At 65.2% G+C, this 13,009-nt stretch carries 10 protein-coding genes; 1 reads left to right on the forward strand and 9 read right to left on the reverse strand.

The features are described from left to right. Window positions 1-26: 26 nt before the first annotated feature. The gene (locus GUY30_RS15275) at window positions 27-944 is read right to left on the reverse strand and encodes a DUF8548 family protein (RefSeq protein WP_167199391.1); all 918 of its coding nucleotides are present in this window, start codon (window positions 942-944) and stop codon (window positions 27-29) included. 260 nt (window positions 945-1,204) lie between these two features. Here GUY30_RS15275 and GUY30_RS15280 point away from each other — a divergent pair, with 260 nt between their 5' ends. Further along, a complete protein-coding gene (locus tag GUY30_RS15280) occupies window positions 1,205-1,522 on the forward strand; it encodes an XRE family transcriptional regulator (RefSeq protein ID WP_208091437.1) in 318 nt (105 codons plus the stop codon). Window positions 1,523-1,715: 193 nt separating this feature from the next. Here the strand turns inward: GUY30_RS15280 and gap are convergent, their stop codons facing one another. The 8 genes from gap to GUY30_RS15320 form a co-directional block, all read right to left on the reverse strand. Then, the gene (gene gap / locus GUY30_RS15285) at window positions 1,716-2,711 is read right to left on the reverse strand and encodes a type I glyceraldehyde-3-phosphate dehydrogenase (RefSeq protein ID WP_167199394.1); all 996 of its coding nucleotides are present in this window, start codon (window positions 2,709-2,711) and stop codon (window positions 1,716-1,718) included. A 245-nt stretch (window positions 2,712-2,956) separates the two neighbouring features. Continuing rightward, window positions 2,957-4,054: a GlxA family transcriptional regulator gene (locus GUY30_RS15290; protein ID WP_167199397.1), complete on the reverse strand. Its 1,098-nt coding sequence runs from the start codon at window positions 4,052-4,054 to the stop codon at window positions 2,957-2,959. Window positions 4,055-4,098: 44 nt separating this feature from the next. Next, entirely contained in the window at window positions 4,099-4,467 is a 369-nt protein-coding gene (locus tag GUY30_RS15295; protein ID WP_228281440.1) for a carboxymuconolactone decarboxylase family protein, read from the reverse strand. Window positions 4,468-4,627: 160 nt separating this feature from the next. Next, window positions 4,628-6,484, reverse strand: a complete 1,857-nt coding sequence (locus GUY30_RS15300; protein ID WP_228281441.1) for a serine hydrolase domain-containing protein — start codon at window positions 6,482-6,484, stop codon at window positions 4,628-4,630. A 319-nt stretch (window positions 6,485-6,803) separates the two neighbouring features. After that, window positions 6,804-8,294, reverse strand: coding sequence for a PQQ-binding-like beta-propeller repeat protein (locus GUY30_RS15305; RefSeq protein ID WP_167199400.1), 1,491 nt, complete (start codon window positions 8,292-8,294; stop codon window positions 6,804-6,806). A 195-nt stretch (window positions 8,295-8,489) separates the two neighbouring features. Further along, window positions 8,490-9,110, reverse strand: coding sequence for a response regulator (locus tag GUY30_RS15310; RefSeq protein ID WP_167199403.1), 621 nt, complete (start codon window positions 9,108-9,110; stop codon window positions 8,490-8,492). Further along, window positions 9,107-10,480: a sensor histidine kinase gene (locus GUY30_RS15315; RefSeq protein WP_228281443.1), complete on the reverse strand. Its 1,374-nt coding sequence runs from the start codon at window positions 10,478-10,480 to the stop codon at window positions 9,107-9,109. Before GUY30_RS15315 ends, GUY30_RS15310 begins: the two co-directional genes overlap by 4 nt. A gap of 148 nt (window positions 10,481-10,628) precedes the next feature. Beyond that, window positions 10,629-12,926 carry an MMPL family transporter gene (locus tag GUY30_RS15320; RefSeq protein ID WP_167199406.1) on the reverse strand — a complete coding sequence of 766 codons (2,298 nt, stop codon included), beginning with the start codon at window positions 12,924-12,926 and terminating at the stop codon, window positions 10,629-10,631. Window positions 12,927-13,009: the final 83 nt, after the last annotated feature.

Consider the following 13,009-nt stretch of genomic DNA (forward strand, 5'->3'; position numbering starts at 1 on the left):
CGCCGAGCCTGTCCTGAAGTCCCCACTCAGAATGGGGCGGGGCCCCGCTCATCGGGCACTGGCTGCGGCACCGGCATCAGCTCTGGAAGCGACCGCACCGACCCCAGATGGAATTCGGCTTCGCGCTCCCTTGCCAGCGCCTCCGACTCATCCTCATCATCGAACACATCTGCAGACCCGTCGACGGCTCCGGCGTCGGAAGGCTCGGACCATTCTGCCGCGTGTCGATGCAGAAACAGGTCTTCTTGTGTGCGTTTCGACAGGATCCGCCGGTGAGAGACCTGCCAGACGATCCGTTTGGCCACTCGATCGTCGACTCCGAGGAGGTCCGCGGCAGCCGCGATGGTCCCGAGCGCATATTCACTGTCGACCTCGCCGAAGTGCGGGGCCACTTCGGCGACATAGTTCACCACTCCCCTGTCGATCTCGAAGTGCGTTGACTCGGCGAGCACGAGCAGGTTCCGCCACGAGGTCCCCGAGCTCTGACTGGGCAGATCCCGCCAGCGGCGGGCCACCTCGTTGGCCCCGTGTCCGCTCGAGGGTTCGTCGCCGACGGCTGAGAGGAGGTCGTCGACGGTGTCGATGCCGTGATCGGCCATCAAGCGGGTGGCGCGATCGACTACCTCGGCTTTGAGCACCGCCCCGGAATGGGTGCTCGCGGGTTTGAGGTTGTGGATCTCTGACCGCGCCCAGATGTCTGCCCCGCCGGCAGCCGCGATCGAGTAGCGCAGGGACTTCGCCCCGTCGTCGCGGCGGTGGCGGGCGATGTATCTGTCGACGACGTTGTCGACCGCCTTCGGATGCGACCCTGTCGCAAAGATCGCATCGAGGATGCACAGCGCGAGGCTGCCCGGATAGCTGACCGTCAGCGGCTCTGCTCGCTCGTCGAGGAACTCTTCACAGCGCCAAGCCAATTCCCTGATGCTGCTGGTCGTGATCTCCATTGTTCTGACCTTCCGTCATGCATCGCACCCTGCGATGCGTCGCCCCGACTCCGCTGTCGGAGGCGTGAGAGAAACAGTATCCGCAGGCACTGACACAACTTGATCGGAGTCAAATCGAGCAGGCAGTTCTTTTGAAGTCATCAATGAAGACACCTATCAGACGAAATGCGGCATGCGTCCCGCCTCACCAGGGAATTCACTCGCATCATCAACGGACTCGCTGTCTTGGCACACCTGGTGGGCTCTGGCATGGTGGACTCATGAGCACAGAAGAGATCATCATCGATGGCCCCCTCGCACGCGCAACGCGGATCCTCTGCCAGGTATCGGTCAAGCATGTGGCAGACAGAGCCGAGATCGAGAAGGCGGAACTCAAGGACTACGAAAAGGGAAGAGCGGACATCACCGCCGAGCAGGAGCGTCGCCTCATCCTGGCCCTCGAGGAGTACGGCGCGCGGTTCATTCCCGACGGATCGGAGGGCGGTTACGGCGTCCGCCTGAAGTTCAGCCGCGCGAAGGTCCGCGCCATCGAACGCTGGGAGGACGAAGGCGGCACCCCCGGCGCCGATGACGTCTGAGCCCTCCGCAGAAGGATTCTGTGCGCCCAGGCATCTTCAGTGAAGATCCGGCGTTTGAACCATCAAAAAGGCTGTGGCCTCGAATCTGCATTGAGCAGATTCGAGGCCACAGTTGCATCCGTTGGCATCGAGGGACCACCTCGGCGCCGAAATGTCGCCGGCGTCGAGCGCCGGGAAACATCAGCGGGGAACGTCAGTTCTTGCCGATGAACTCGAGGTTGTCGACGACACGATTGGAGAAGCCCCACTCGTTGTCATACCAAGCCACGACCTTGACATGCTTGCCGTCAACTCGGGTCAGCGCCGAGTCGAAGATGGACGAAGCGGGCTGGCCGACGATGTCGGAGGAGACGACGGGCTCGGTCTCATAGTCGAGGACGCCCTTGAGCTCCCCCTCGGCGGCCTTCTTGTAGGCGTCGAGCACCTCGTCGCGGGTGACCTCGCGGGACACGGTCGTGTTGATCTCGACGATCGATCCGACCGGGACGGGCACGCGGATGGCATCGCCGGACAGCTTGCCGTCGAGCTGCGGGAGGACGAGGCCGATGGCCTTGGCCGCACCCGTCGACGTGGGGATCATGTTCTCGGCGGCGGCGCGGGCACGTCGGGGGTCCTTGTGCGGGCCGTCCTGGACCATCTGGTCACCGGTGTAGGCGTGGACAGTGGTCATGAAGCCCTGCTCGATTCCGGCGAGGTCGTCGAGGACCTTGGCCAGCGGGGCCAAGGCGTTCGTCGTGCAGGAGGCGTTGGAGATGACGGTGTGCTCGGGCTTGTACGCCTCATTGTTCACTCCGTAGGCGAGGGTGACGTCGGCACCCTTCGAGGGAGCGGAGACGAGGACCTTCTTCGCGCCGGCGGTGATGTGGGCGCTGGCCTTTTCGGCCTTGGTGAAGCGGCCGGTCGATTCGAGCGCGATGTCGATGCCGAGCTCACCCCAGGGCAGTTCGGCCGGATCCTTCTCGGCGAAGACCTTGATGGCCTTGCCGTCGATGACGAGGGAATCTTCGGTGGCCTCGACGTCATGGTTGAAGCGCCCGAGGGTGGTGTCGAACTTCAGCAGCCGAGCGAGATCGTCCACGGGACCCAGATCGTTGATGGCCACGACCTCGAGCTCGCTGCCGCGCTCGATCAGCGCGCGCAGGGTGCTGCGTCCGATGCGACCGAAACCATTGATGGCAATGCGAGTCAATGTCACTCCTTGTAGATGTTGAACACGGGATTCGTCTTGATATCTCCATCATGGGCGCTTTCCACGAACGAAAACAGTGGCCAGCCAGACAATCTACGCAAGGTTCTCGCCAGTTGTATTGCCAGATGCCGAAAGTTTCTCGCCAAGGCAGTTTTCGTGTGGTCCAGGGCACTGAAATCCGACAGAATGCGCCCGGTTCTCAGCGTGTGAATCGGCCTATGTTCGCCCCCGGGTTCGGCCTGTGTTCAGCCTTGGAAGGAGTGGCGATAGTCGTTCGGTGAGGTCGAGAGGATGCGCTGGAAGTGCATCCGCAGATTCGCCCCGGTTCCGAGTCCCACCTGGTCAGCGATCTGCTCGATGCCCAGGTCGGAGTTCTCCAAAAGCTCTCGGGCGACATCGACTCGGGCTCTGAGAACCCACTGCATGGGGGTGTAGCCGGTGTCTTCGACGAAGCGCCGGGAGAAGGTGCGTACGGAGACTCCGGCATTGGCGGCGAGGTCGCGCAGGGTGATCTTCTCCCCGATGTGCTGCAGCGCCCATTCGCGGGTGTCGGCGAAGTCTTCTCCGAGCGGGTCGGGCACGCTGCGCGGAACGTACTGTGCCTGGCCGGCGCTGCGGTAGGCGGCCGCGACCAGACGCCGGGCGACCTGGTTGGACAGGCCGACGCCGTGATCGCTGCGAATGAGATGAAGACACAGATCGATCGCCGAGGCGGCTCCGGCGGAGGTCAGCAGCTGGCCTTCGTCGATGAAGAGGACGTTCTCGTCGACCTTGATCGAGGGGAACCGTCGGGCGAGCTCCTTCGCCGTCGACCAGTGCGTGGTGGCTCGCCGTCCGACGAGCAGACCCGTGCGCGCGAGGACGAAGGTGCCGGTGGAGATCGCGGCGATCCGCGCGCCGCGTTCGAATGCCGAGAGCAGGGCCCCGATGACCGCGGCGGGCGGTTCGTCCGCCACCGCCGAGGTGGCACCCGGCAGGATGACCGTGTCTGCGATCTCCAGAGCTTCGAGACCCCGATCCACCGAATAGTCCAGCCCGTCCGATCCGGCCACTGTGCCTGCGGTGATCCCGCAGATCTCGACCTGATAGGGCCAGATTCCTGCAGGGACGGTCGCCGGTCGTGCACCGGGAACGGCGGAAGCCGCCTCGCCGCTCGGGTTCGGCTGGGAGCGCAGGGCCGCCTCGGTGCGGGTGCGGTCCGTGGCGGCGTTCGACTCGCGGCCGAAGACCTGGACGGGGACGCCGAGATCCATGGCAGACACCCCGTCCAATGCCAGCACGAGGACGCGGTGCGGGCGGGAACGGGGTGTCCTGCGCGGAAGGGTGCGGGGTTCGTCACTCATGATCGCCTCTCAGTCTAGGCAATCGGGACTCACCCCGGGTGGACTCAGTGCTCGTGGGCGCCGGTGAGTTTGAAGCCCAGACGACCGTGGGCGAAGGCTCCGCCGGCGCGGATCGCCGAGGCGGTCCATGCGGTCTCGGCCAGCTCGGTCTCTGTGGCGCCGGCCCTGACGGCGGCGTTCGAGTGCGAGTCGATGCAGTAGGCGCACTGGGTGGTCAGGCCGACGGCGTAGGCGATGAGTTCGCGGTACTTCAGCGGGATCTCACGGCCTTCTGCGGCGAAGACGGCGTCGTTGAATCCGCCGAATGCCTTGAGGATGTCGGGGGTCGTCTCTTTGTAGGCTTTGTCGTACTTCCCGTCGTTCTCGCGGTCGAAGAAGTCGGTCATCGCGGTGCCTCCTGTGATCGGTGTCATTCCGATCCTCACGCTACCGATCTCGCTTCACGACCGCACGGGTTTCGTCGGATGATCTCACCCCTTGTCTCCTGTGGGTGGGTCCGCCTCGATTTTCCGTGCTGGTTCGAGGTGGATCCTCCCGCAGGAGGACTCGAATGAGAACTCGAACCGCTCTGTCTCAGTAGAGCGTGTTCTGGCCGATGAGTGGGGCGGCCTGGCCCTCCGGCAGAGGTGGCGCCTGAGGCGCAGCTGCGCGAGGCACTGCTGCACTCTCCGGGGGAACGGGTGCTGCCGGGGTCGGATCTGCGGGAGCCGGCGACACGGGCGCGGCCTCCGCCGGAGCGGGCAGGGTGTCTGCGGGGACCGATTCGACAGATGTCGCGGCTGCCTGCACCGCTTCGGCTGGTGCTGCAGCAAGCGGACCGGCCTCGGTCGCCAAGGCTTCCGCACCCTCTGTTTCGGGAGTGCCGATGTTTGGGCCGGCGGGAGCAGCCGCAGTCGGGTCGGCATGAGCAGCGGTGGTCGGCGCTGCGGACGGGGCACTCGATGCATCGCCCCGAGGATCCGCCTCGGTGGGGGCAGGATCGGCGGGCGTCTGGCCGGTGGTCGGGACCGCCTCGGCGATGGCTTCGAACATGGCCAGGGTGCCGTGCTGGGCGGCGAGGCTCACCGGTTCGGGGTCGCTCGAGAGTTTGATGCCGACGGTCTGAGTGGCGCGGTCGATGTAGAGCATCTGTCCGTGGATGCCGATGCCGATGACGACGTTGCGGTCGGCCGAGGGCAGCCAGAACTGACTGCGGTACATGCCGCCCGGATAAGAGCGTCCCGAAGGGGATGCGGCGAAGATCTTTGCCGAGTCCTCGGCGCCGGTGAAGATGTCGTCGACCCATTCCGCCGAGAGCACCCGTTCGCCGTTTTCGGTGGTGCCGCCGCGAGCGATCATCTCACCGAAGCGGGCGAGGTCGCGCAGGGTGGCGCTGATGGCGCCGTCAGCGATCGATCCGCCCCACCGGTCCTGACAGACCTGGGCGGCGTGGGCGGCGCCGATCCGCGACCACACGTATTCGCTGGCGACGATGGAGAAGGGCTGGCCGGTGACCGCCTCGGCGATCCAGGCGAGCACGTCGGTCTCGCAGCTGCGGTAGACGAAGGCCGAGCCGTGCTCGCGGTCGGCGGTCAGCCCGGTGAGGAAGTTCTTGATCCCCTTCGCCGAGGTGGCCGATCGGGGCGCGAAATCGACCGCTTCGAACAGGGCTCGGATCTCGGAGCCCTTCTCGAGGTATTCCTCGGAGAACTTGATGCCCGAGCGCATGTCGAGCAGGTCGCGGATGGTCGCTCCCGCATAGCCGCTCTTCGCCAGGGCGGGCACATGCGTGGTGACGAGGTCGGTGGGGCGCAGCAGTCCGGCGTCGGCGAGGGCACCGATGACGGTGGCGACGATGGACTTGCTCACGGAGAAGAGCATGTGCTGGCGGGCGGGCTTCATCGGCCAGGCGTATTCCTCGGCCAGCGCCACTCCGTTGCGGGTGACGAGCCAGGCGTCGGTGTGGGTGTTGGCGAGGACGTCGCCGACGGTGGTCCAGTCCTCGTCGGCGGCCGGCCATTTCTCGCGGTCGATGGCCAAGGGCCGGAAGTCATTGTCTTCGGTGAGGAATTCGCGGACCGGCCCGATGCCGCGCGGGATGCCGCCGGTCGGGAAGATCTCCTGCATTCTGGTGAGCGCGAAGGCGAAGAACTCGGGCCACTTCCAGGTGTCGAGGTCGATGCTCTCGAGCACCGCTTCGGAAGGGTCGACGATGGCATCTTCACTGGCCGAGGTCAGCTCGCCGACGTGCGGCAGGGTGATATCCAGCGCCGAGGCGGCGTCGCCGTCTGCTTCGGACTGCGCGGTTCCGCGGTCCGGGGTAACCGGTGGCTGCTGGGAGTCCACGTACGAGGATTGGGTCGGGGCCGCCTCGGCGGCGGTGCCCTTGGATGCGCTGATGCCCTTGGTATTGCCGGACAGCGCACCGATGCGGCGGTTCGGTGGGGTCACCGGGCAGGGCGGAAACCTTTCATCTTCGCCTGCCATGTCACCTCCACTGTCTCGATCCGATCGGTTCCGTGCATGTGCGCGGTCGTCCCGATGCGCAGAGAACAGACTACCGGCAGGAGGTGAAACTCCGCAGTCGAAACGGGGTGATTCGGGCGGAATCACATGGTTCACTTGGATGCCCCGAACCCCTCACCAGGTGTGATGCCGAAGATCATTACCAATCAGTTATTCATCTGACAGTCGGTCTCGGCGCCGGTGCGGCACGCTCGGTTCCCGACCTACCGGGCTTCCACCCCCGGTCTGCCCCGTGGACCGACCTTCATTTGTCGACGACGGCCCACATCGTGCTCGTGTCCTCATTCGTTGCGATGACGAACCTCTGGCTCGAACTCAGGTCGGCGTAGTCCCCAGCCGGATGATCACTGACAGGCTTTCCGGTCTTCGCATCGAAGAACGTCGTCTTCTTGTTGTCGGTAACTACGACCAGCCCGACGTCCGGCAGCGCTCCCTGCCCACCCCAGCCTCCCGTTTGGCCTTCTTCGCGCATTCGGAGGCCGTCGGTCGTCCACACCGGCTTGCCGTCAGCAGCGTCCAAAGCGGCGATCCCACCATCGGCCGCAGGGACGACGACGAGCGTCTGATCGCCGTGGTCGACGGGTTCCCACCGCGGACCACCGAGACCGCCGATCCTCGCAACCGCGGCTTCCGGGGCGTCCGCGTACCAACCGTCGGCTGCTCCGTCAGATCCCTGGTATTTCACCGCCGAGGCGAACAGCTGAGTCTGTAAGCAGGCAGGATTCCCGTCGGCTGTGAAGCTCAGTTCGGTGCTGCACACGGCGTCGAAGGTGTCTTCCATGCTCACATCGACGGACTGGTCAGTGGCTGCCAGTGCGTCTGACTCGGAAGGCTTCACATCCGCGGGGACGGTCAGTTTCGCCGCCCGCGTCACGGCTGAGCTCATCGGGTCGTCGCCGTCCATCGACCCATACACGTACGTCAGGGTCTTCGGATCCGTGGTGGGATACACCGTGAAATAATCGGCGCCGGTGTCATCGATTTCGCGCGCCTCGGTGATGGGAACGGACACGTGCGAACCGTCCTCGAACGTCACCCTCGTGACCACCGATTCGCCCCCGTCCATCCACGACATGACCCCGGATTTCCGGTCGGGAGCGAGTTGAATGAGCTGCCCGCCGAAAGTCTCTCCGTCCGCATCGACCGACAGTGCTGGCCAGGCTTCCTTCCCGGTTTCCGGATCGATGGCGTAGACGACTGCGTCTCCTTCTGCTGACGTTTCGCAGTTCTCTTCGGGGTTCATCCAGGTGTTCTCGAGGAGGATGAGGTCCCCCTCGCCGAGGCGGTCTCCGCCGCTGGTCGATTGCGACCCGAAAGATTGGGCCGGGCGACAGGAACTGGCTGCGTCTGGGAGTTCGAAGGACCAGACCTTCTGCCCATCGGCCCACGAGTATGCCGTCGTCGTACCCGAGTAGTCGTGGACGATAACGTTCTCACCCGCCGAGTAGGCTTCAGTGGCGCTGTCGTCTTCATTGACGTTGGAGTCGATGCTCCACTTCTCGTCGCCCTTGGCATCGACGACTCGCAGCTTCTGACTCATCACGTCTCCGACGAGGGCCAGATCCGATCCGTTGTCGGTGATCACTGAAGCGTAGTAGTCGAGTTCGACGGGGTCGGCCAAGGTCGGGGTGGTCGTCGGCGACGGTGTCCCCTCGGACTTTTCGGCGCCGTCGTTGCTGCAACCGCTCAGTGCCACCAAACTGACAGCCATAACTGCCGCCCAGATCCGCTTCATGATGCGCTTCTCCTGCTCATACCCCGATTCATAGCTTGATCATAGGCGGCGGCATTCCCATTGGCACTTCGGGTGTGGTGAGTGGTGTGCTGGTCGTTCATCGATAAACGGGACAAGCGTCGAGAAACGCATGTGCACACCCGTGCGTCGACGCTCAGTGCGTTTTTCGGTGAAGGCAGGCCAACCTGCCTGCCTCTACACCAGCCCCTGGTCCTCCGCGACCCGGATGGCGCGGGCCCGTGAGTCCACTCCGAGCTTCGTGAACACGTTGACGAGGTGGCTCTTCACGGTCGCCTCGGTGACGAAGAGCTCCTGGGCGATCTGGGCGTTGGAGGCCCCGGTGGCCAGAAGTTTGACGACGTCGCGCTCTCTTCGGGTCAGCTTCGGACTCGGGTTGCGCATCGCGGCGAAGACCTTCGACGAGATCTCCGGGGGCATATAGGTCTCCCCCCTCGCCGCCTTCTCGATCGCCGTTGAGATGTCTCCCGGGTCGATGTCTTTGAGCAGGTACCCCGAGGCCCCGGCGTTGAGCGCGGCGACGATCTCCGAGTCGAGGTCGAAGGTGGTGAGGATGAGCACTGCCGGCGGGTTCGGCCGTGCCCGCAGCCGCTTCGTCACCTCGATTCCATCGATCCCCTCCCCCAGCCGGAGGTCGCACAGGACGACGTCGGGACCCAGTTCGTCGACGACGGAGAGCACCTCCTCTCCGCTTCCGGCTTCACCGATCACGGCGATGTGGTCCGGCGCGTCGATGACAGACTTCAACCCTGCGCGTACGACCGGGTGATCGTCGACGAGGACGACTCGAATGCTCATGCGTTCTCTCCTGTGTCGGTGCTCTCACGTGTGCCGTCACCCTCGCCGAGGCGGCCCGCCGTTTCCGTGCCCGGACCCTCGTCAGCGGTGCTGAGGCCCTCACCGCGGGTGTGCAGCTGGGATTGGCTGGGCAGAGTCGCGGAAATTGCGAAGCCGGATCCCTGACTCGATTCGATGACGAGCTCGCCGCCGAGTTCACGCATCCTGGATCCGATGAAGTCGAGGCCGAAGCCTGAATCCGGGTTCCGCTGTCGTTTCTCGGGGTCGGCCATGCCCACTCCGTCATCGACGATGTCCATCCTGATCGCCCCGTCGAGGTCCATGAGACTGACCATCACCCGGCCGGCCTGCGAGTGCTGGCGGACATTGGCCAGCGCCGACTGTGCAGTTCGCAGCAGTGCCACCTCCACCTCGGCGGACAGTGTCGGCAGTGTCTCGTCGACGTCGAGGCGACCGGCAATCGAACTGTCTTCCTCGAGGCGGGTGAGCAGACGACGGATCGCTGCGGTCAGAGCCCCGTCCTCGAGTTCGGCCGGGGCGAGCGCGGCGATGATGCGACGCACGTCCCGGGAACTCTGTGCGGCGAGATCCTCGACCTGGGCGAGCACCTGCCCGGCATGGCCATCGGTGGTGCGCTCCGCCTCGGCGTGGGCGATGAGCCGGATCGACGAGATCGACTGAGCGATCGTGTCATGGATATCGCGGGAGACGCGGGTGCGTTCTTGGATCTCGCCGGCATGCCGCTGGGTCAGAGCGAGCTCGTCCTGCAGATCGAGCAGATTCTGGTGGGCAAGTTCGAGGGAGCGCAGCAGCTCCTCACGACGGCGGCCTTCGCGCAGCAGTTCGATATAGCCGCGGGACAACCCGAGGGCGAAGACGGCACCGATGAGGGAGCCGATGATGCTCGGGGTCGGCACCTGTCCGTAGTGCGCGAGCGGAGCGACGACCGTCGCGATGTAGGTGAGCGCGGTGAAGACGATGGCGATGCGCAGGGAGAAGAGATGGCCGGCCAGCAGCCAGAGGAGGAAGGCGACCCAGATGAATTCAGCGGACACGAGCAGGGTGCACAGCCAGGCGACAGCGAGGACGATGAGCCACCATTTCGCCAGCACCAGTGCGCCCGAACGAGCCGCGCGCACGGCACCGAGGGCGTACCAGGCGAGGAACACCACGCTCACGGCGACGGTGGGCAGCAGCGGAGCGCCGCCGGAGACCGCCCGGAGGCCGGAGATGAGCATGAGGACGAGCGCGATGGCGTGCTGACCGAACTCCATCGTGCGTTCTGTCCATCTGCGTGCGCCCACGTTGCCTCCTTCCTGCTGGTCAGCCTCGGCGATGAAAGTGCCTAAGCGGTGATCCTGTGCTGTCATGATCTCCCTGCCAACTCAACCACATCCCGGACCCCGGTGGTGTGACATCTGCGCGACCAGGTGCAGAGGCCGAGGGGGTCCGGCACAGAGGCTGAAGCGGCCCGGGCGACGATCCGCATCATCGCCCGGGCTCACCCAGCGTGAGTGCTCAGTGCTTGCCGCGATGAGTTCCGGAACCGGAGTCCGCGAATTCCTTCTCAGCGAGCAGATGGGTGGAGTGTTCGTCACCGTCCGCCGTGCTGCCGTCCGACGCTCCACTGGGCACACCGGCTTCCGCGTTCTCATGGAAGTGGGTGATCGACTTATTCGGCCACCACATCCTGTCGCCCACGAGCCCGAAGATCGAGGGCACGATGACGGTGCGCACGATGATCGTGTCGACGAGCACTCCGACTCCGACGATGAGGCCGAGCTGGCCGAGGACCATCAGCGGTAGCATGCCCAGTGCCGCGAATACTCCGGCCAGGACGATTCCGGCGCTGGTGATGACGCCGCCGGTGTGGGCCACGGCTTCGATCATGCCCTGGCGTCCGCCGTGGAGGACGGACTCCTTCTTCGCACGGTGGGCGAGGAAGATCGAGTAATCGATGCCGAGCGCCACGAGGAAGAGGAACGCGAGGATCGGCACCTGCGCATCGAGCGCGGACTGACCGAAGATCGTCCGTGACAGGAAGGCCCCGAGTCCGATCGCCGCGGCCGAGGACACCACGTTGACGAGCAGCAGGGTGAACGCCGCGATGGGTGCGCGGAGGATGCCCAGCAGAATGATGAAGCTGATCGCCAGGACCAGCGGGACGATCGTGAAGAAGTCCGTCTGGTTGCCGTCGCGGGCGTCGAGTTCTGTGGCCGCAGCCCCGCCCACCTGGGCGTTCGCTCCGTCGATGGCGTGGACGTCACTGCGGATGTCCTCGACGAGGTCGAGTCCCTTCGCGCTGTCGGGTTCGTACTCGCCGGTGACCATGATCTTCGTGACGGAGGTGCCATCGACGTTCGTATCCTCGATCGCCGAGGCGCGGACGACGCCATTCATATCGCTGACCGAATCGACGACGTCATCGGCACGGTCGGTATCAGCCACGATCCAGATCGGCTGGGATTCGCCGGGCGGGAAGTGGTCGGCCAGGACGTCGAGCCCCTGCGCCGATTCGGACTGGGCCCGGAACTTCTCGGTCTGATCGAGACCGATCGACGATCCGATGAAACCGGTGGCCATGACACCGAGGATGACGATCCCGGCACCGAGGTGGAGCCCGGGTCTGCGGACCACGCGGGTGGCGATGGTCCGCCAGATCGAAGGCTTGGCCGCACCTGCAGGTGCGGTGGAACGGTCGGCGGCGGCCGCCTCGGCGGGGGTGAGCTCTTCGTCCTTGTTCTGCTCTGCGTCAGCGTCCTCGACCTTCGGAATGAAGGGCCAGAACATCTTCTTCCCGCAGATCGCGAGCACCGGGGGCAGGGCGAACAGGACGGCGGCGGCAGCGATGAGGAGGCCGACGGCGGCGGTGATGCCCAGGCCGCGGGTGCCGGGGATGATGGCGAAGACGAGGCTGAGCAAGGACAGGACGACGGTGAGGTTCGACGCGAGGATCGTCGTCGCAGTGTGCGTCCAAGCTTCGGCGAGCGCTGAGCGGTGGTCGACGAAGCGACGCAGCTCCTCGCGGTAGCGGGAGATGAACAGCAGCGCGTAGTTCGCGCCGGCGCCGAAGACGAGGACGCTGATGATTCCCGCATCGAACTGCAGGTCGAGCCAGTCGCCGACGGCCGCGGTCACGGTCGAGGCCAGCCCGTCGGCGGTGCCGATGACGATGAGCGGCAGCAGCCACAGGATCGGTGAGCGGTAGGTGATGATGAGTAGGAGGGCCACGATGACGATGGTGACGATGAGCAGCGTGAAGTCTGCGCCGTTGAACGCCGACGCGATGTCGGCGCCGATCGCGGGCCCGCCGGTGACCAGCAGGGACATGCCCGCGTCGGTGAGTCCTGAAGCGGTCGGGTCGTCGGTGATGGCGGTGCGCAGGTCATCGACGGTCTCGGCGGTGTCCGAGTTCGTCATGCCCACCGTGATGGGGACCATGAGCAGGGCTGCCTGCTTGTCGTCACTGAGGATCGGCCCGGTGACGGGGTCCATGGATTCGTCTCCGACGGAGTCGCCGAGCGAGGTGCCGAGTTCCTTGAGTTCGGCCTGATCGTCGGCGGAGAGTTCGGATCCGTCCTCGTTCGAGGCCACGACCATGACGGACTGCTTGTCCGCCTCGGGGAATTCGTCGAGGATCTTCTGCGCCTGTGTGGATTCGGAGTTCGCCGGTGCGGATTCGTTGGCCCGGTCTTCTCCTGCCCCGGACAGGAGTCCGAAGATCAGAGCGACGAGGACGACGATCCCGCCGAGGACGAGCCACGAACCGCGCTTCGAGGTCAGCGTATGTGCGGTTTTCGCCAGTGGTGAGTTCATGACTCCAGTCCATCAGCCCGCGGACCGGCGCACATCGCCGAAGAGTTCGGAATCGACCTCCAACTTTCGATGGAGAAAATCCT

This window comes from Brevibacterium pigmentatum, from assembly GCF_011617465.1.
In the GTDB taxonomy this organism is placed as follows: domain Bacteria; phylum Actinomycetota; class Actinomycetes; order Actinomycetales; family Brevibacteriaceae; genus Brevibacterium; species Brevibacterium pigmentatum.

Coding starts and splice junctions, on each gene's coding strand:
- GUY30_RS15275 (WP_167199391.1), bottom strand. CDS start 944: ATGGAGATCACGACCAGCAGCATCAGGGAATTGGCTTGGCGCTGTGAA.
- GUY30_RS15280 (WP_208091437.1), top strand. CDS start 1,205: ATGAGCACAGAAGAGATCATCATCGATGGCCCCCTCGCACGCGCAACG.
- GUY30_RS15290 (WP_167199397.1), bottom strand. CDS start 4,054: ATGAGTGACGAACCCCGCACCCTTCCGCGCAGGACACCCCGTTCCCGC.
- GUY30_RS15295 (WP_228281440.1), bottom strand. CDS start 4,467: ATGACACCGATCACAGGAGGCACCGCGATGACCGACTTCTTCGACCGC.
- GUY30_RS15305 (WP_167199400.1), bottom strand. CDS start 8,294: ATGAAGCGGATCTGGGCGGCAGTTATGGCTGTCAGTTTGGTGGCACTG.
- GUY30_RS15310 (WP_167199403.1), bottom strand. CDS start 9,110: ATGAGCATTCGAGTCGTCCTCGTCGACGATCACCCGGTCGTACGCGCA.
- GUY30_RS15315 (WP_228281443.1), bottom strand. CDS start 10,480: ATGACAGCACAGGATCACCGCTTAGGCACTTTCATCGCCGAGGCTGAC.
- GUY30_RS15320 (WP_167199406.1), bottom strand. CDS start 12,926: ATGAACTCACCACTGGCGAAAACCGCACATACGCTGACCTCGAAGCGC.